General features: G+C 63.6%; 17 protein-coding genes. 11 read left to right on the forward strand and 6 right to left on the reverse strand.

Annotated elements, in window-relative coordinates; translation table 11 throughout:
• Window positions 1–413 precede the first annotated feature (413 nt).
• Entirely contained in the window at window positions 414–1,409 is a 996-nt protein-coding gene (locus OVA00_RS01780; RefSeq protein WP_089043737.1) for a GlxA family transcriptional regulator, read from the forward strand.
• Between the two features lie 66 nt (window positions 1,410–1,475).
• Here the strand turns inward: OVA00_RS01780 and OVA00_RS01785 are convergent, their stop codons facing one another.
• On the reverse strand, window positions 1,476–2,414 hold the full coding sequence (locus OVA00_RS01785) for an MYG1 family protein (RefSeq protein WP_112772104.1): 939 nt from the start codon (window positions 2,412–2,414) through the stop codon (window positions 1,476–1,478).
• Window positions 2,415–2,690: 276 nt separating this feature from the next.
• Window positions 2,691–3,173: an antibiotic biosynthesis monooxygenase family protein gene (locus OVA00_RS39755; RefSeq protein ID WP_326494112.1), complete on the reverse strand. Its 483-nt coding sequence runs from the start codon at window positions 3,171–3,173 to the stop codon at window positions 2,691–2,693.
• A gap of 180 nt (window positions 3,174–3,353) precedes the next feature.
• Between OVA00_RS39755 and OVA00_RS01795 the strand changes: the two genes are divergently transcribed.
• From OVA00_RS01795 to OVA00_RS01835, 9 genes are all read left to right on the forward strand, one after another.
• A complete protein-coding gene (locus OVA00_RS01795) occupies window positions 3,354–5,828 on the forward strand; it encodes a heavy metal translocating P-type ATPase (protein WP_268088492.1) in 2,475 nt (824 codons plus the stop codon).
• A 99-nt stretch (window positions 5,829–5,927) separates the two neighbouring features.
• The gene (gene cueR, locus OVA00_RS01800; protein WP_268087756.1) at window positions 5,928–6,398 is read left to right on the forward strand and encodes a Cu(I)-responsive transcriptional regulator; all 471 of its coding nucleotides are present in this window, start codon (window positions 5,928–5,930) and stop codon (window positions 6,396–6,398) included.
• Between the two features lie 93 nt (window positions 6,399–6,491).
• Window positions 6,492–6,881, forward strand: a complete 390-nt coding sequence (locus tag OVA00_RS01805; protein WP_268087758.1) for a hypothetical protein — start codon at window positions 6,492–6,494, stop codon at window positions 6,879–6,881.
• A gap of 198 nt (window positions 6,882–7,079) precedes the next feature.
• Window positions 7,080–7,310: a hypothetical protein gene (locus OVA00_RS01810; protein WP_112772102.1), complete on the forward strand. Its 231-nt coding sequence runs from the start codon at window positions 7,080–7,082 to the stop codon at window positions 7,308–7,310.
• The gene (locus tag OVA00_RS01815; protein ID WP_268087759.1) at window positions 7,307–8,761 is read left to right on the forward strand and encodes a TolC family protein; all 1,455 of its coding nucleotides are present in this window, start codon (window positions 7,307–7,309) and stop codon (window positions 8,759–8,761) included. The genes OVA00_RS01810 and OVA00_RS01815 overlap by 4 nt, the downstream gene beginning before the upstream one ends.
• Window positions 8,762–8,829: 68 nt before the next feature.
• On the forward strand, window positions 8,830–10,167 hold the full coding sequence (locus OVA00_RS01820) for a multicopper oxidase family protein (protein WP_250806901.1): 1,338 nt from the start codon (window positions 8,830–8,832) through the stop codon (window positions 10,165–10,167).
• A 50-nt stretch (window positions 10,168–10,217) separates the two neighbouring features.
• Complete coding sequence (locus OVA00_RS01825; protein ID WP_060530269.1) at window positions 10,218–10,703, forward strand: cupredoxin domain-containing protein; 486 nt, start codon at window positions 10,218–10,220, stop codon at window positions 10,701–10,703.
• A 27-nt stretch (window positions 10,704–10,730) separates the two neighbouring features.
• Entirely contained in the window at window positions 10,731–11,021 is a 291-nt protein-coding gene (locus OVA00_RS01830; protein WP_060521726.1) for a copper-binding protein, read from the forward strand.
• 82 nt (window positions 11,022–11,103) lie between these two features.
• On the forward strand, window positions 11,104–11,568 hold the full coding sequence (locus OVA00_RS01835; RefSeq protein ID WP_034799270.1) for a DUF411 domain-containing protein: 465 nt from the start codon (window positions 11,104–11,106) through the stop codon (window positions 11,566–11,568).
• 96 nt (window positions 11,569–11,664) lie between these two features.
• Here the strand turns inward: OVA00_RS01835 and OVA00_RS01840 are convergent, their stop codons facing one another.
• Window positions 11,665–12,066: a VOC family protein gene (locus OVA00_RS01840; RefSeq protein WP_192445326.1), complete on the reverse strand. Its 402-nt coding sequence runs from the start codon at window positions 12,064–12,066 to the stop codon at window positions 11,665–11,667.
• A 70-nt stretch (window positions 12,067–12,136) separates the two neighbouring features.
• Window positions 12,137–12,853, reverse strand: a complete 717-nt coding sequence (locus tag OVA00_RS01845) for a phosphoribosyltransferase (protein ID WP_268088493.1) — start codon at window positions 12,851–12,853, stop codon at window positions 12,137–12,139.
• A gap of 156 nt (window positions 12,854–13,009) precedes the next feature.
• Between OVA00_RS01845 and OVA00_RS01850 the strand changes: the two genes are divergently transcribed.
• The gene (locus tag OVA00_RS01850) at window positions 13,010–14,185 is read left to right on the forward strand and encodes a M20 aminoacylase family protein (RefSeq protein ID WP_268087761.1); all 1,176 of its coding nucleotides are present in this window, start codon (window positions 13,010–13,012) and stop codon (window positions 14,183–14,185) included.
• Window positions 14,186–14,321: 136 nt separating this feature from the next.
• Here OVA00_RS01850 and OVA00_RS01855 read toward each other — a convergent pair whose 3' ends face one another.
• A complete protein-coding gene (locus OVA00_RS01855; RefSeq protein WP_442780461.1) occupies window positions 14,322–16,079 on the reverse strand; it encodes an adenine deaminase in 1,758 nt (585 codons plus the stop codon).
• Between the two features lie 26 nt (window positions 16,080–16,105).
• Complete coding sequence (locus tag OVA00_RS01860; protein ID WP_034799255.1) at window positions 16,106–17,026, reverse strand: nucleoside hydrolase; 921 nt, start codon at window positions 17,024–17,026, stop codon at window positions 16,106–16,108.
• Window positions 17,027–17,028: the final 2 nt, after the last annotated feature.

The following is a 17,028-nucleotide window of genomic DNA, read 5'->3' on the forward strand; positions in this document are numbered from 1 at the left end:
AAGCCGTGACTTGGCGAGACCTGCAGTTCGGCGGAAGACCGAGCAAACGCGTTCTGGCCCGGTCGGGAGGGAGGGAAGTGATGGGGTATGATTGGAGCGGCTCGCGCGAACGGCGGATGAAGGTCGCACGGTTCAGTGCGGCGCTGACACTGGCCGCAATGTTCGTAACCGTAGCGGCGCAGGTCGTGACGAGAGCAATTTGAGCCCGTCCTCTTCGTTATGATGCGGACGAAGACGCCTTCATCCGGGCGTCGACCTCCCGCGCCACACCATGGGGTGCCGGAAGAACGGAACCCAGGCTCCCCATGGACAGCGAAAGGCAAGTCTCGGCCGCCAGCGGCTACCTCTCCTGATATGTCCGAGCATGCTCGATAGGCAACGGGAGGTCTTGGCGGCACGAGCATGAAGGGCACATGACGACGACCATCAAATCCAACGAGACACAGCCCGAACGTCTCAAGATCGGCTTCGTTCTGGCGCGGTCCTTCACCCTTTCGGCATTCGCGCTCTTCATCGACACGCTGCGACTTGCGAGCGACGAGCTCGACAAGTCCGGCCGCATCCGTGCCGACTGGCAGGTGCTGGGCAACACGCGGCATCTCATCGCCTCCAGTTGCGGCGTGCAGGTGGCGCCGACATCCGACCTCGTTGATCCAGCGGGGTTCAACTACATCGTCGTGGTCGGCGGCCTGCTCAACAGCAAACAGCCGATCGACGACGACACCGTCCGCTTCCTCCAGAAGGCGGCGGCGCGCAAGGTGCCTCTGATCGGTCTCTGTACTGGGACATTCGTCCTTGCCGAAGCGGGCCTGATGACGGGGCACACCGTCTGCGTGAGCTGGCTTCATTATCAGGCGTTCCGCGAGCGGTTCCCCGATCTCAAGGTTCGTTCGGACCGTCTCTTCAATCTCGATCGCACCCGTGGATCCTGCGCTGGCGGCAGCAGTGCCGCCGACATGGCGGCCCATATCGTGCGCCTGCATATCAGCAAGGAAGCCGAGCGAAATGCGCTCGAAGTGCTGCAGATCGACAAGGCCCGCTCGCATCTTCATGTCCAGCCGAGAAAACCGCTGGCGATCGAGAGCAACGACCCACGCCTGAATGCCGCTCTCATCATCATGGAGCAGCACACGGACAACACGCTGTCGATCCCGGAGCTGGCCGCATCCGTCGGCTTGTCCCGACGGCAGCTCGAACGCCTGTTCATGGACAAGGCGAAAATGTCGCCGGCGCTCGTCTATCGGAAGTTTCGGCTGGAACGCGCCAAGCATCTGCTGACGCAGACGAAGGCGCCGTTGATCGACATCGCGCTCGAAGTCGGGTTCGAGAACGCCGGCCACTTCTCGCGGATTTTTGCAAAAACCTACGGTCAATCGCCGAGCAAGTTCAGGGCCACGCTTTCGGCGTGACCCGTCACAGGCGATCCTGCCGACAGCGCACTGGCCATAGCCGCCGCCGTCGGCTCATCAGTTTCCTCAGGCCTGACCGCTGCCCGCCGATACTGCTTCCTTGACGGCGAGCTCGGCCATGGCCAGTGCTGCCTCCCGCGTCGCTGCCGCCGCGATGAAGCGGCCGTTGTGGCAGAACCGCGCGCCAGCCACGCCGCAAGCCGCCTCCAGCTCGCCGTTCGTCAGGCCGGCCCAGGCAGCCGGCAGATCGGCGCGCAGCTCAAACCCTTCATCGGCCTTGCGAATGCCCGTCAGGCACCAGTCATTCTCGCGCGGATGAACGACGAACAACAGGTGGTCGGCGCCAGCTTTCACGATCGCCGGGCGGAACGGCATGCCCCGCGGCAGTTCGAGCACTCGGCTCTCACCGGCAAGGGCGATCTGCTGCAGCACGAGCGCCTCGGCCCGAAGCTTGGCGGCGCGTTGCGACACGCCAGCCTCGACGAAGGCGCGCGCGATCGAAAGGGCCTGATGGAAGCTGCGGTCCTCGGCCTCCTGGCCGGATTCGTCGAAGACAGGCTTCAAGGTTTCCAGCAGCGCCGACAGCGTCAGCCCCGCCAAGGGGCCGGCCACGGAGGGGTCGAGCGCGCCGTTATCGACCAGATCCACCGGCAGCACGAAGCGCGCATCGAAGGCCGCATGGACCGCCTCCACATGGGCCTCGGGAACGCCGAACGCTGCCAGATAGGCGCGACCGTAATGCTTCCAGATCAAGCCGAACGAACTGTAGGGCTGGCCATCCTCTCTAACCGGCGCCCCGCGCTGATGATGATCGAACAGCCCGGCTGCGGCATCATACTGGCCACCAACATCATAAATGATGCGGTCCGCCCCGGGCTTCAACCATTCCGACGCCCGGCTGCGAACGAGGCGAGCCTCAGGGAAAAGCCGCGTAAGGATGACGCTGGAAAGCAGCTCGTCGGCGTGGAAACCACCGGAATGGGTAACGAGAAAGTCTGGGATCATTCCGAATGGCCTTATGGTTCGTGACGCGTGTGTGCGGCACGACATAGCCATTGCCCGCGGTGACCTCAACCCGTCATCGCGCCTTCGTCGCAGTGTTCTGCCCTCAAGCTATCCAAAATCCGGCGCTAGATGTCGTGCCAGTCCTGATGCTGCCCCACGCGTTCGCAAGCCGACGACATCACTGTCATCAGGTCCGCGACCTTAGCAGCCAAGGCCGACCTCCCCGTCAACCAACCGACGGAGCTGTTGCCGTCACGCCTTGCGCAGCATATTGCTCTAACGCGCCATTTCGAAGATCGCCTCGCCGGAAATCGGGTCCGTGACCCCGAGATCCTGGCTGAGTTCCAGGAGCGTATCGCGGAACGTGTCGAGGTTCGCCTTCATCATGGGCCGTGCCGCGGCGATCGCCTCAAGGCTTTCCCATTGGGCAATTGAGAAATACGATCCATCCGCTGACTTGCTGAGCGCCATCTTTCTCAAGCCTTCAAAGTCGCGACCAGCGCTGCGAAAAAGCTGCTCAAACCGTTCCTCTTGACCGGGTCTAACGCGGAAACGGACACAATTATAAGCCGTCATCCTAACCTCCCTATGGGACGCAACTTCTACAGGATGGATCCGATGCAGTTCACTCGCAAGAGGCACGCGAAGCACGGTCGCAGCCTTGCGATCGCCGGCAAACCGGGAGCCATTCGAACTGCGCTTTGACAAACCTGCCGGGCATCGCGGCTGAACTTGGGTCGAGGCGGCTTCATCGTGCATCGCGGGCCATTATCGCTGCGGTGGCAGACCTCTCCCAGCCGCTCTGAAGATGGCGTGCAGAAATCTCTTTTGCGCCCTTGACCTTCCCATCGTTGGAAGCCCCATGTTGTGACAAAAGACAGAGAAAGGAGCACGATCATGGGATCTGTGACCCCCATTAGAACAAACGACCTCGAAGCGATGTCCGCCGCCGCATTGAGCGCCAGCATTCCCGTCGAGGGCATGACCTGCGCATCCTGCGTGGCGCGCGTCGAAAAGGCTATTCGCGCTGTGCCTGGTGTGACCGAAGCCTCGGTCAACCTTGCAACGGAACGCGCCGACGTCCGCTTCGATGCCAGCACCAAGTCGGCCGACATCGTCAAGGCGATCGAGAATGCCGGATATGGTGCGGCCGAAGACACGGTCGAGCTCACCATCGAAGGCATGACCTGCGCGTCCTGCGTCGCCCGCATTGAAAAGGCGCTGAAGACCGTTCCGGGCGTCACCGAAGCCAACGTCAACCTGGCGACCGAGCGCGCTTCGGTGCGCATAACCAGGGGCATCGCCACCGCCGCCGCACTCGAAGAGGCGGTTCGCGTTGCCGGTTATGCCGCCAAGCGCATCACCGGCGACGAAAGCGTCGACCGCGAAGGCGAGAAGCGCGAACAGGAGACGCGAAAGCTTGCGCGCGCGTTGCTGATTGCCGGCGTCCTGACGCTGCCGATCTTCGTGCTTGAAATGGGCTCGCACTTCATCCCGGGCGTGCACGAATTCGTCATGAACAATATCGGCATGCAGGAAAGCTGGTATCTGCAGTTCGCGCTGACGACGCTGGTGCTCTTCGGCCCGGGCCTGCGTTTCTACCAGAAGGGTGTCCCCGCCCTCTTCCGCCTGGCGCCGGACATGAACTCGCTGGTCGCGATCGGCACGTCCGCCGCCTGGATCTACTCGGTCGTTGCCACATTCGCGCCGGACCTTCTGCCCGACGGTACCGCCAACGTCTACTATGAAGCTGCAGCCGTCATCGTCACCTTGATCCTGCTCGGCCGGTTCCTCGAGGCGCGCGCCAAGGGCCGGACCTCCGAGGCGATCAAGCATCTGATGGGCCTGCAGGCAAAGACCGCCCGCGTCATCCGCAACGGCGAGACGGTCGAGGTGCCGCTGTCCGACGTGCAGACTGGCGACACCGTCGTCGTGCGCCCGGGCGACCGGGTTCCTGTCGACGGCAGCGTCCTCGACGGAACCTCCTATGTCGACGAATCGATGATCACCGGCGAGCCGGTTCCGGTCGAAAAGGTGGCCGGCAGCGAAGTCGTCGGCGGCACGATCAACAAAACCGGCTCCTTCACCTTCCGGGCCACCAAGGTCGGCGCCGATACGGTGCTGGCGCAGATCATCAAGATGGTCGAGCAGGCCCAGGGCGCCAAGCTGCCGATCCAGTCGCTGGTCGACCGCGTCACCGCCTGGTTCGTGCCAGCCGTCATCGCGATTGCGCTTTTGACCTTCGGCGTCTGGCTGGTCTTCGGTCCGGATCCGGCGCTCACCTTCGCGCTCGTCAACGGCGTCGCCGTGCTGATCATCGCCTGCCCTTGCGCCATGGGCCTTGCCACCCCGACCTCGATCATGGTCGGCACCGGCCGCGCCGCCGAAATGGGTGTGCTCTTCCGCAAGGGCGAGGCACTGCAGACGCTGCGGAACGCCGCCGTCATCGCCGTCGACAAGACTGGTACGCTGACCAAGGGCCGCCCAGAACTGACCGACCTCGAAACCGCCGAAGGCTTCGATCGTGATACCGTGCTGACGCTGGTCGCCGCCGTGGAGACCCGCTCCGAGCACCCGATCGCCGAAGCAATCGTCGACGCAGCCAAAGCAAAGGGACTGGCGATCGCTGAACCGGCCAGGTTCGAGGCAATCCCCGGGTTCGGCGCCAGCGCCGAGGTCTCGGGCCGCACGGTCCATGTCGGTGCCGACCGCCTGATGACGCAGCTGAAGCTCGACGTGTCGGCCTTCGCCGACCAGGCGGCCCGCCTTGGCTCGGAAGGCAAGAGCCCGCTCTATGCCGCGATCGACGGCAAGCTGGCGGCGATCATCGCCGTTGCCGACCCGATCAAGGAGACGACGCATCAGGCGATCCGCATGCTGCACGATCTCGGCCTGAAGGTCGCGATGATCACCGGCGACAACCGCCGCACCGCAGAGGCGATCGCGGCCAAGCTCGGCATCGACGAGGTAATCGCCGAAGTGCTTCCGGATGGTAAGGTCGCGGCTCTGAAGAAGCTGAAGCAAGGCGGACGCGCGGTCGCCTTCGTCGGCGACGGGATCAACGATGCGCCGGCGCTCGCCGAAGCCGATGTCGGCCTGGCGATCGGCACCGGTACGGACGTCGCCATCGAGAGCGCCGACGTGGTGCTGATGTCCGGCGATCTCCTGGGTGTGCCGAATGCGATCGCGCTGTCCAAGGCGACGATCCGCAACATCAAGGAGAACCTGTTCTGGGCCTTTGCCTATAACGCGGTACTGATCCCGGTTGCCGCCGGCGCGCTCTACCCGGTCTACGGCCTCTTGCTGTCGCCGATCTTTGCGGCCGGTGCCATGGCGCTGTCGAGCGTCTTCGTGCTGGGCAATGCCCTGCGGCTTCGGGCCTTTCGCCCGGTTGCCGCAGCACAGGCGGCCTAGGTTCGATCGTCTCCCCGGCTCTCGCCAGCATGGCGGAAGCCGGGGAGAGCCCTTATATTCTCAAGGGAATGGCCGCACGGCGGTAAAAAGGATGACATCATGAATATCGGCGAAGCTTCCCGCGCCTCCGGCGTCTCGACAAAAATGATCCGCTACTACGAGACAATCGGCCTCATCCCGCAGGCCGACCGCAGCGAAGCCGGCTATCGCAACTATGGCGACAACGACGTCCATACGCTGCGCTTCATCCGCCGCTCGCGCGATCTCGGTTTCACTGTCGAGCAGATGGCGGGCCTCTTGGCGCTCTGGCGCGACCGCGAGCGCGCCAGCGGCGAGGTCAAGAAGATCGCGCTCGAACATGTCGAGATCCTGGAGCGCAAGGCCGAGGAGCTGAAGGCGATGAGCCGGACGCTGAAACATCTCGCCGCCCATTGCCATGGCGACGGCCGCCCGGACTGTCCCATTCTCGAAGATCTCGCAGACGCCACGAACGCGCCGACGAAGGCAACCGAGCCCGCCCGCTTCGGTACGGCCGGCATCGATCCGGTCCGCAACCGGCGGCACGGGTGACGACGAGTGCGCATCCTGGAGCCTCACGCATTCGTGACGGCGCCAGGCGCAAGCATCATTGACAGGAATCAAAGGCGTTTCTACGGATCGATCATGGAGAAGGTGCGAACCACATATCTGCGTTTGCTGATAGTGCTGAAGCTGGCGATCGCTTTGTCGCTGGCCGTGCTGCCTTTTTCCACCGCCTCCGGCATGATGCATGCGGCCGCGCACGGCTCGATGCAGATCGAGGCAGCCGCCAATCCGATGCAAGCTGCGACCGAGCATTGCCCGAGCCTCGACAAGGGCAAGGTGAAGCCGGCACAAGAAAACGGCAAGTCGGACAAGAAGGATTGCTGCAAGACCTTCTGCGCCGCCGTGGCGGTGCTCGGCGATGTCGACGGAAGCCATCCGGCTTTCCCGCGCTCCATCCGCAATTTCGGCCCGCACCCGCAGCTCACCCCCGGTGAGCTCGACGGCCTTCATCGTCCCCCAAGAGCCTGATTTCGTTAATCCGTGACCGCTGCTGCGGGTCTCCGTTGGTCTTGGTCGACGGAAGGATCTGCAGTGGTGCGAAGCGTTGCCGTGGTTTCCGCGTGTCCGATGTGACGCTCGACCACCTCTAGCGCCGTCCGCGACAAGGCCCGCCCGGTTTCATCCGGTCGATCGCCGGCCTCTGCCATTCACATTTCAGGTTTGACCATGAAACGTTTGTTTTCCATGGCGCTCCTGCCCATCATCCTGGGCGGATGCGCTGCCACATTGCCTGCCGGGGTCTCAAGCCTTGGCGATCCCGCCAACAGCACGAGCGGCATTCGAAGCACGCAATATCGCAGCCCCATTTCGGGCTACACCCACCGCGAACCCACCGGCCCCAAGGCCTGGGGACCCCTCAACGACGCACAGTCGACCGCCAAGGGAGACGCGTCATGAGGCTTCGCAAGCTCAACCTCGCTGCCGCCATCGGTCTGCCCCTCGTGCTCGCCGGCTGCGTGACCGAATACTCGGCCAAGAACGCGGGCTTCACCACCGTGGATGCCAAGGTCTCGACGGCCGCGACCAAGAAAAGCGTCTGGATCCAGAACCGCGTACAGGCAGACAAGGTCAATGCCGAGGTCAAGGCGCTCCTGAAGCGCAAGACAATCGACGCCGACACCGCCGTTCAGGTCGCACTCCTCAACAACAAGGGCCTGCAGGCCGCCTATGCCGATCTCGGCGACGCGTCGGCGGATGCCTGGCAGGCGACGTTGTTTCTCAACCCGACTGTCTCGATCGGCACGACCGGGATCGGCACACCGGAACTGCAGGCCTACAAGGCGATCGAGGGGCTGGTCACCACCAACATCCTGGCGCTCCTGACCCGCGACAAGACCATCGCGGTCGCCGACGCGCGTTTCCGCCAGGCGCAGCTCAACGCCGCGCTCAGCACGCTGCAGCTGGCCGCCGAAACCCGCCGCGCCTGGATCGAAGCGGTTGCCGCATGGGAAACCGTCGCGCAACTGAACCAGGCCCAGGCGGCTGCGGACGCCTCCTCGGAACTCGCCGCAAAACTCGGTGAGACCGGCGCCATGGGCAAGGGCAACCAGGCGCGAGAGCACGTCTTCAACGCTGAACTCGCCGGCCAGGCAGCCGAAGCCCGGCTTGCAGCCCGTCTTGCCAAGGAAAACCTGACAAGGCTGATGGGTCTCTGGGGCAGCGATGTCGACTACCAGGTGCCCAACCGCCTGCCGAACCTGCCGAAGACGCTGGCCCGCAAGGACAGCATCGAGGCGGAAGCGCTGAAGCGCCGCGTCGACCTGCAGATCGCCCGCCTCGATCTCGAAGCCGTGGCCAAGTCCTACAAGCTCACCGAGGCGACCCGCTACGTGACCGACCTGGAACTCGTCGCCGGTGCGGAGGCGGAACGGGAGAAGGAGGATCATGGCACCAAGGTCGAGACGACCGGCCAGTTCGAGCTCGAATTCGTGATCCCGATCTTCGACAGCGGCAATGCGCGCATGCGCAAGGCCGAGCTTGCCCATATGCGCTCGGCGAACCTGCTGGCGGAAAAGGCGGTCAACATCCGCTCGGAAGCACGCTCCGCCTACGAGGCCTATCGCTCGCGCTACGACATCGCCCGGCACTACCGCAACAACGTCGTGCCGCTGCGCACCAAGATCGAGGAAGAAGCGACGCTCAGCTACAACGGCATGATCACCAGCACCTTCGAGCTGCTTGCCGACGTCAGGGCCAAGGTCAATTCGACCGTGCTCTCCGTCAACGCGAAGCGCGATTTCTGGCTGGCCGATGCCGATCTGATGACCGCAATCCACGGCGGCGGATCGGGCGGATCGGCTGGAGGCGCGGCAGCGCCCGCGGCAGCGGAAGCCGGCGCCGGACACTAGGGCGGGAGCAGGAAAAGTGTGTGCGGTTTTCCGTACGCATCCCGCCCTAACTCAAAAAAGGATCAGATATGTTCAACAGAAGAAACTTCATCGGCGCCGGTGCTGCTCTCGTTTCGACCGCCGCCTGGGCCCAAACCTCAAACTCCGGCCTGCCCGAAGCGGCAAGCATGGACAATGCCGCGACCCAGAAGCCGCTCGTGCCGACGAGCGGACCGGACTACAACCCGGTCGTCACCCTCAACGGCTGGACATTGCCGCACCGTGTGAACAACGGCGTCAAGGAATTCCACCTTGTCGCGGAGCCGGTCGAACGCGAGATGGCCGACGGCATGACCGCCTATCTCTGGGGCTATAACGGCCAGTCGCCAGGCCCGACAATCGAGGCGGTCGAAGGCGACCGCGTGCGGATCTTCGTCACCAACAAGCTGCCGGAACACACCACCATTCACTGGCACGGCATGATCCTGCCTTCGGGCATGGATGGCGTCGGCGGCCTGTCGCAGCCGCATATTCCGGCCGGCAAGACCTACGTCTACGAGTTCGACCTCGTGAAATCCGGCACCTTCATGTACCACCCCCATGCCGACGAAATGGTACAGATGGCCATGGGCATGATGGGCTTCTTCGTGGTGCACCCGAAGGATCCAAACTTCATGCGTGTCGATCGGGATTTCGTGTTCCTGCTCAATGCCTATGACATCGATCCCGGCACCTATGTGCCGCGCATCATGGAAATGACCGACTTCAACATGTGGTGCTGGAACAGCCGGATCTTCCCGGACATCGACCCGCTGGTCGTGTCCAAGAACGACCGCGTGCGGGTCAGGGTCGGCAACCTCACCATGACCAACCATCCGATCCACATGCACGGCTACGACTTCGAGGTGACCTGCACCGATGGCGGCTGGGTGCGGCCGGAGGCACGCTGGCCGGAAGTGTCGATCGACATTCCCGTCGGCGCCATGCGCGCCTACGAATTCGACGCCAAGTACGAGGGCGACTGGGCGATCCATTGCCACAAGTCGCACCACACGATGAACGCGATGGGCCACGATATCCCGACCTTCATCGGCGCCGACAAGAAATCGGTCGCGGAAAAGATCCGCAAGGTGAAGCCCGACTACATGCCCATGGGTACGGCCGGTATGGCCGACATGGGCGAAATGGAAATGCCGCTCCCCGACAACACGATCCCGATGATGACCGGCTGGGGTCCGCACGGCGCGTTGGAGATGGGCGGCATGTTCTCGGTGGTGAAGGTGCGCGAAGGCATCTCCGCCGGCGATTACAGCGATCCCGGTTGGTACGAAAACCCGCCGGGAACACAGGCCTGGGAATGGACCGGCGCATTGCCGGAACCGACGCGGGCCAAGGATGCCAAGACCGTGCTCACGCCCAAACCGTGAGAGGGCGGCCGACTGCAATGACCTCTTTCAAATCCATCAGGAACATTACGATGAAGAAATCAGCACTCGCTCTGGCGCTCGTTATCGCCTCCGCCCTTTCCTCCCAGGCGCTCGCCAGCGGCAGCCACGCCGGCGGCCACGACAAGGTGTCGATCGGCGAGCCCGGCGACAGCAAGAAGTCGACGCAGACGATCCGCGTCACCATGAAGGAAACCGACGACGGCAAGATGATCTTTACCCCGGCAACCATCAAGGTTCGCCAGGGCCAGACGGTCCATTTCGCCATCAAGAACGCCGGCGAACTCGCCCACGAATTCGTGCTCGACGACAAGGCGACGATCCAGGAACACAAGATCACCATGGAGAAATTCCCCGACATGGAGCACGACGACCCGAACGCCATCCGGCTCGAGCCGGGCAAGTCCGGCGACATCTACTGGACCTTCACCAACGACGGCACCTTCGAATTCGCCTGCCTGGTGCCAGGCCATTACGACGCCGGCATGCACGGCCCACTCGACGTCGTGAAGAAGTAACCCGAGAAAACAGGAAAGGATGAAACCATGAAAACCGTAGGCAAACTCCTCGCAGCGCTCGCATTGGCTGTTTCCACCGCCACCTTCTCCCTACCCGCCCAGGCCGCGGAGTTCACCAAGGGCGTGGTCAAGAAGATCGACACCAAGGCCAAGAAGGTGACGATCGACCATGAGGATCTGAAGAACCTCGACATGCCGGCCATGACCATGGTGTTCCGCGCCGATGACGCGGTGCTTGCCAAGCTCAAGGAAGGCGCGTCGATCGAATTCGTCGCCGACCGTGTCAACGGCAAGCTGACCGTGACCGAGATCAAGTAGCAGCGACAAACTGCCCGGGTCGACTTTGCGCGGCCCGGGCGCCACAATCCTGAGATCAGGCAAGAATGGAAAGGAATGTTCGATGAACGTATTACGCAGGCATTTCGTGGCGGGCACGATCGCGGGCATCACCCTCTTTGCGACGGGCGCCGTCGCGGCAACCGGCACCATGGCCGTCTACAAGGATCCGCAATGCGGCTGCTGCGAACAATGGGCCGACGCAATGGAAGCGGCCGGCTACAAGGTCGAGGTGCGCGATGAGGCCGACATGTCGGTGATCAAGACGCGCTTTGCGGTTCCGGCCGACATGGAGGGCTGCCATACCGCCGTCATCGACGGCTATGTCATCGAGGGCCATGTACCGCTCGAAGCGGTAAAGAAGCTGCTGGCCGAAAAGCCGGATGTCGCCGGCATCGCGGTTCCCGGCATGCCTTCAGGCTCGCTCGGCATGGGCAACGATCCGCAGGCCTCGTACGATGTCTACACCATCGCCAAGGCGGGCGGCGCGAAGTCGACGGTTTATTATCAGGTCCGGCCGGCGAACTAAGCCGCGCTTCGCCCTCTAAGAGAGAGCACACAATCCAAGACGCCTTCGCGACGGCGAGGGCGCCTTGGCTTTCAATGAAGCCAGCGCCTGAATAAGTTAGGGGTTCTCCGGGCCGATTGGCGATTCCAGCACCTGCGGCTCTCCGATCTCAACCGCATGCCCGTCAAGGTCACTGAAGCGGAACACACGCTGGCCCCATGCCTGACGCTCGACCGGATGGATCAGGTCCACATGCGGCGCAATGCGCGCGAAGGCCGCATCGACATCCTCGTGCTCGAAATAAAGCAGCAGATTTCGCCGCCCGTAAGGCTCATCCGAACCAAACTCTGTTCGCCAGACGGTCCGCTCCAGCGAACGTCCTTCATGGATCGCGAAGCCGCCTTCGAAGAGGACGAAGTTTCCGAAATCCTCGCGAACCGTCAGGCCAACAATCTTCTCGTAGAATTCCCGGGAGTGATCGATGTCGCGGACGAAAGGGATCGGATTGATGAACCGCATGCAAGTCCTTTCGTAACGTGCCGAGCAGATAGACAAATCTATCTTCGCTGCCGCGCGGAAGCCAAGAAATTCAGGCGGCGCGCCAGCTGTCGTCTTCACCCCGCTGAAGCAAGGGCGTTTGAAACACTCCGACGACACGCTCCGGCCAATGCGGTGCACGGTCCGCAAGCGGCTGGTGCCAGCGCTCGGTCTGCAGCATGGCCGCGCCGATCGCGACCGGCTCGATGCCGCAGGCTTCCATCAGCGTCAGCCCGGCAAGGATCGACGTACCGCTGGAAATGACGTCATCGATCAGAGCCACGCGCTTACCCTCAAGCAACGGCAACATGCGCGGATCGACGTAGAGACGCTTCTTCTGGTCGGGCGTGGTGATCGAGGAGAGCGGCACGGAGAGATCGTCGACATACCAGAACTTCTTGGACGTCCCGAGTGGCACGTAGCGGCTGTGGCCGAGCTTGCGGGCAACGGCAGACGCAAGCGTGAGGCCGAGCGTCGGCAGACCGGCGACGACTTCGGGCTCATAGGGTGCGAGCTTCGCCGCAAGTTCCGTTGCCAGTGCGTCCTCAACAGCAAAGCTCGCCTGGTTGACGATCAGCGAGGCCAGCGCATGTTTGCCGTCGGCGAGTTGACGGATCGGCAGGAGAATCTGCCTGGCATCGCCGAGGGACGCCGGGAAGAAATCGCGATAACCTGCCTGAATATCGAAGCTTTTCGGCGGGTAGATTTCCTGCCAGAAGTCGTGGGGCTGCATCGGTCCGGTCCTCGTCTGCGCGCTTTCGCCCGAAATGAAAGGCGATCAAAAAGGCCGGCTTGGTGTTCTGGTTCCGGCCGTTTTCGTCTATACCGTTTGCGACTTCGATCAAACCGAAAGGGCGCTGCGGCTCAAGCAAAGCACGCGGAATTCACAAGCCCTTCGCGCAATGAAACATGGGAATGCCTGACGATGCGCCTGCCAGACGGAATAGCCGACGACCTCACCTTCCTCACCGACTTCCGTCGCGACCTGCATGCCCATCCGGAACTCGGCTTCGAGGAGGTACGCACCAGCGATCTCGTTGCCAAGTGGCTTGAGGAAGCGGGTCTAAAGGTCCACCGAGGCTTGGGAAAAACCGGCGTCGTCGGCACGCTGCAGGTCAGCAACGGCACACGCTCGATCGGCCTTCGCGCCGATATGGACGCGCTCGCCATGCCGGAGATCGCCGACCGTCCCTACAAATCCCGCGAGGCCGGAAAGATGCATGCCTGCGGTCATGATGGTCACACCACCATGTTGCTCGGCGCCGCCCGCCATCTGGCTAAGACCCGTAATTTCTCCGGCACGGTGCACTTCATCTTCCAGCCGGCCGAGGAAGGGCGTGGCGGTGCGAAACGCATGGTCGAAGACGGCCTCTTTGAACTTTTCCCCTGCGACGCCGTCTATGGCCTGCACAACATGCCGGGCCTTGACCCGGACGAAATGGCCGTCGTCGCCGGTCCGCAGCTTGCCTCTTCGGATAGCTGGCGGCTCACCTTTCGCGGCGTCGGCACCCATGGCGCCAAGCCGCATCTCGGCCGCGATCCGGTGACGGCCGCCGGCACCTTCCTTGCCTCGCTGCAGTCGATCGTCGGCCGCGTCGTCGATCCCTTACAGCCAGCCGTCGTCAGCGCCTGTTCCGTGCGCGCCGGCGACCCGAAGGCGCTCAACGTCATCCCCGATATGGTGGAAATCGGCGGCACGGCCCGCGCCTATACGCCCGAAGTGCGCGATCAGCTCGAAACGGAGATCGGCCGGCTCGCGCGTGGTACCGCCGAGATGTATGGGATTTCCGTTGACTACGAATTCGAACGCCGCATTCCGCCCGTCGTCAACGACGCCGATGCCACTGCTCGGGCGTTGAGCGCCGCTCAGGCGGTGTTCGGCAAGAAGACCCGGACGTCATTTCCACCGTCGACCGCCGGCGACGATTTCGCCTTCTTCGGGCTGGAAGCGCCCGGCTGTTACGTCTGGCTCGGCAACGGCCCCGCCGTCGACGGCGCGCTGCACCACAACACTGCCTATGATTTCAACGACGACGCGATCGGTCCGGGCGCCACCTTCTGGTCGACCCTCGTGGAGCAGGAACTGGCACGCGCCGAGTAACGCTTGCATCGCGAAGAAGCAGGCGGGAGCGTGCGATCTCAAGGATTTAGAACCTGCGCTTGAAGGGCGAGGCAAGCTGTCATACGGAAATGACGTCGGACTTCAACGGCCGCCCTGCCTGGGCGGCCGTTGAATGTCAGGCTTCAAGGATCTCCAGGATCGGGCTTTCCATGACCTTGCCCGTCGCCACGTCGGCGATGCCGCGATCGGTCTGGTGCGGTCCGGCATTGCAGGCGAGCGTCGCGCCGAAGCAGGCCTTGAAGACCAGGTAAGGCGGCTGCCAATCGACGATGCGGCCGACTGCTTCGCGGAGTGCGGCAAAGCTATCCGCCACCTCTTCCAGCGGCTCCTCGGAGACCAGCCCCGCGAGCGGCAGAGGCAGGAGTGCATCGACCTTGCCGCCGGACACAGCGGCCATGCCGCCACCGGCAGCAATCACCGCGTTGGCGGCGACCGCCATATCCTGCGCATTGCCGCCGAAAACCGTGAGGTTGTGGCTGTCATGCGATACCGTGGTTGCAAAGGCGCCGCGCCAGGCACCCCAACTCGACAACAGTCCAACAGACGGTCGGCTGTCGGCGCGCCCGTGACGATGCGCCACGGCGATCAGAGTCGTCCCCTCGGGCGGAATGACGAAGCCGCCCTCGACCGCGGCAACGGCATCGCCCCATTGGGTAAAACGCGGCCGGTCGATGGTCGCGACGCGGACCTTCGTGCCATCTGCTGGAATGCGGAAATCGTTCTCCGACAGCGGCGCGATCTTCATCGTTCCGTGCAGGGTCTCGGCGGCGATGCCGCAGAGCGGCTCGATCATCCGTCCGGCGTCTGCAATCGTCTTGCCGTCGACGATGACCGTGCTCGCACAGAAATCAGCGAGATCTTCGAAGATCACGATGTCCGCCCGACGCCCTGGCGCCACAAGTCCAAGATCATGCCGGCCCAGGCGGACCGCGCCGTTCAGCGTTGCCGCCCGAAGCGCCCATTCGGCGGGCAGGCCATAGCGCACCAGCCGGCGAACGACGTCGTCGAGGCCGCCGGAATGGGCAAGATCGTCCGGGAAAACGTCGTCGGTGCAGAGCGTTACCGTCTGAGGAAGATGGCCCAGAGCCTTGATCGTTTTGACGAATTCCGGCAGCAGGTGATCGTGCGAGCCGCGCAGTTCGATCGAAAGCCCTGCCCTGAGTTTTGCCAGCAGATCGTCGCCGGAAACGAGCTCATGGTCGGAGCTGACGCCGGCGGTCACGAAGGCCTGGAGATCAGACCCCGCAAGGCTGCGCGCATGGCCATTGACTGGCTTGCCGGCGGCAAGCCCCGCCTGAACGATCCCGGTGATGCGCGCCTCACCGTCGATGACGCCGCGCATGTTCATCATTTCGGCGATGCCGCCGATTTCCGGCCAGCTCAAAATGCCGGCGATCACATCAGCGTCGAAATCGGCACCGGCCAGCTCCAGGCCGGGTGCTGACGGCACGCTCGACGGTGCCAGCAGCACCGTGCGCAGCGGCAGATCGCGACTGGCATTTGCGGCCCAGCGCACGCCGGCCACACCGTTGACATTACCAAACTCATGCGGATCCCAGACGACGGTCGTCACGCCACGCGGCAGCACCGCATTGGCATAGGTCGCCGGCGTCACCATCGAGCTTTCGACGTGCATATGGGTGTCGATCAGACCGGGCGAAACGTAAGCGCCCGTCGCATCGATCATGGTTGCCGCATCGGAGCGCGTGCCCGGTTCGTGGACACTTGCGATCAACGATCCAACAAGGCCGATATCGGCCGGGCGAAGCTCGCCCGTCACCACGTCGACGAGCGTACCGCCCGAAATCAGAACGTCGAACGGTTCAGCACCACGCGCTGCCGCCACTGCCCGGCTGCGGAGCGCCGCATCCATCAAGTCCTGAGGCTGCTCTATGGAACTCACTTCTGCGCTTCCTTCATCAAAGCGCCCAGGATCTGAGCCCTGGTCGTCTCGACATGGGCATCGACGGCATATTCGGCATTGAAGATCGCGTGGCTTTCGCGCGTTTCGACGACGGTGCGCCCGCGGGCCAGCGTCCCTCCGAGTTCGACATCGATGCGCGCCTTGCGAAACGAGATTGCGCCCGGATTGACGAAGGCAACGGCAGCGCAAGGGTCGTAGATCGCCATGCCCGGCCGGCCGCGACTGGTGCCGATCGAAATGAAGCCGGCAAGCAGATCGGCGATGAGGGCGGCATGGACGCCACCCGCCGAGCGGATCGGCGCGACGTCATCGGGGTAGGCAAAGACCTTGCGGCAGAGATCGAGATCGACCATGCGCAGCGGCAGGCCATGCGCGATCACGATCGCCAGCGCTTCCGGATCGGCGAAGGCGTTGAATTCGGCAGATGCCGTATGGTTGCCGCTGGTGACGCCGCCCCCCATCCAGGTGAGGTCGGTGATCCGGCTCGCCAAGTCCGGACGGGCAAGGCAAAGGGCAGCGAGATTGGTGAGCGGCCCGAGCGCCAGAATCCGCTTCGGCCCCTCCTGCTCCAGCCAGGCGCAAAGTGCCGCAAAGGCGTCGCTTACCGGCAAGGCGTCGGCCTCCGGCAGCGTCAATCCCGCTGTCGGCATGCCGGCTTCGCCAAGGATGCGTTCGGCAGTTTCGAGCTTGCCGAGCACCGGCAGGGCGCGCCCCTCATGGATGGGGAAAGCCCAGCCGAAAGCGCGCGCGGCGCCGGCAGCGTTGCGCTTCACCTGGTCAAGCGGCGTGTTACCGAAAACCAGCGAAACGCCGTCGATCTCTTCACCGGCATGAAGGACGACAAGCACTGCGGCAATGTCGTCGAACCCCATGTCCGTATCGATCCAGACACCCATCG

The sequence above is a fragment of the Ensifer sp. SL37 genome (assembly GCF_026672675.1).
In the GTDB taxonomy this organism is placed as follows: domain Bacteria; phylum Pseudomonadota; class Alphaproteobacteria; order Rhizobiales; family Rhizobiaceae; genus Ensifer; species Ensifer adhaerens.

Excerpts from the sequence above, each read along its gene's own strand:
- OVA00_RS01815 (WP_268087759.1), top strand. The coding sequence starts at position 7,307 with ATGAGGCTTCGCAAGCTCAACCTCGCTGCCGCCATCGGTCTGCCCCTC.
- OVA00_RS01805 (WP_268087758.1), top strand. The coding sequence starts at position 6,492 with ATGGAGAAGGTGCGAACCACATATCTGCGTTTGCTGATAGTGCTGAAG.
- cueR (WP_268087756.1), top strand. The coding sequence starts at position 5,928 with ATGAATATCGGCGAAGCTTCCCGCGCCTCCGGCGTCTCGACAAAAATG.
- OVA00_RS01850 (WP_268087761.1), top strand. The coding sequence starts at position 13,010 with ATGCGCCTGCCAGACGGAATAGCCGACGACCTCACCTTCCTCACCGAC.
- OVA00_RS01860 (WP_034799255.1), bottom strand. The coding sequence starts at position 17,026 with ATGGGTGTCTGGATCGATACGGACATGGGGTTCGACGACATTGCCGCA.
- OVA00_RS01810 (WP_112772102.1), top strand. The coding sequence starts at position 7,080 with ATGAAACGTTTGTTTTCCATGGCGCTCCTGCCCATCATCCTGGGCGGA.
- OVA00_RS01830 (WP_060521726.1), top strand. The coding sequence starts at position 10,731 with ATGAAAACCGTAGGCAAACTCCTCGCAGCGCTCGCATTGGCTGTTTCC.
- OVA00_RS01795 (WP_268088492.1), top strand. The coding sequence starts at position 3,354 with ATGTCCGCCGCCGCATTGAGCGCCAGCATTCCCGTCGAGGGCATGACC.
- OVA00_RS01840 (WP_192445326.1), bottom strand. The coding sequence starts at position 12,066 with ATGCGGTTCATCAATCCGATCCCTTTCGTCCGCGACATCGATCACTCC.
- OVA00_RS01835 (WP_034799270.1), top strand. The coding sequence starts at position 11,104 with ATGAACGTATTACGCAGGCATTTCGTGGCGGGCACGATCGCGGGCATC.
- OVA00_RS01780 (WP_089043737.1), top strand. The coding sequence starts at position 414 with ATGACGACGACCATCAAATCCAACGAGACACAGCCCGAACGTCTCAAG.
- OVA00_RS01855 (WP_442780461.1), bottom strand. The coding sequence starts at position 16,079 with ATGGATGCGGCGCTCCGCAGCCGGGCAGTGGCGGCAGCGCGTGGTGCT.
- OVA00_RS01785 (WP_112772104.1), bottom strand. The coding sequence starts at position 2,414 with ATGATCCCAGACTTTCTCGTTACCCATTCCGGTGGTTTCCACGCCGAC.
- OVA00_RS01820 (WP_250806901.1), top strand. The coding sequence starts at position 8,830 with ATGTTCAACAGAAGAAACTTCATCGGCGCCGGTGCTGCTCTCGTTTCG.
- OVA00_RS39755 (WP_326494112.1), bottom strand. The coding sequence starts at position 3,173 with ATGCACGATGAAGCCGCCTCGACCCAAGTTCAGCCGCGATGCCCGGCA.
- OVA00_RS01825 (WP_060530269.1), top strand. The coding sequence starts at position 10,218 with ATGAAGAAATCAGCACTCGCTCTGGCGCTCGTTATCGCCTCCGCCCTT.